General features: G+C 36.6%; 1 protein-coding gene. It reads right to left on the reverse strand.

What is annotated here, in order from left to right; translation table 11 throughout:
• Positions 1 to 557 (reverse strand): SprB repeat-containing protein (locus FRY74_RS12775; protein WP_189765278.1); only part of this gene is annotated, 557 nt, incomplete at both ends.

Here is a 557-nt window from a genome sequence, read left to right on the forward strand (position 1 = left end):
TACCATTTTTGGAGGGTTATTAATTAGTATACTATCTGTTAAAGAACAGCCCAAAGAATCAGAAAGTGTTAAAACACTAAATCCTGAACATAAACCAAAAGCAGTCTGTGTAATTTGAGAGCTCGGATCATTCCAAACATAAGAATATGGAGTTGTTCCTCCTGCCGGAATAGCCATAACAGATCCATTACAAGAATCAGGACAAAATACATTATTCTGATTTAAAGATAAAGTCAATGCAGTAGGCTCATTAATCACAACATTTGCAGGCATTTGACAACCTAGAGTATCTGTTACTAAAACATCATAAGCTCCTTGAGCTAAACCAACTGCAGGATTTGTTGTTTGATTTCCTGCTGCTGCATCCCACTGATAAGTATATCCTGGAAATGCACCTCCCAATGAAACTGTAGCTGTACCATCATTTCCTCCATTACAACTAACATCTGTTTGTGCTGAGATAGATGCAACTCCTGCAGGTGAAGCTATTACCGTAGTTCCACCATTAAATTTACAATTATTAGCATCTGTTAATACTAATGTATAAGATCCAGGAT

This window comes from Vicingus serpentipes (assembly GCF_007993035.1).
GTDB classification, from domain to species: domain Bacteria; phylum Bacteroidota; class Bacteroidia; order Flavobacteriales_E; family Vicingaceae; genus Vicingus; species Vicingus serpentipes.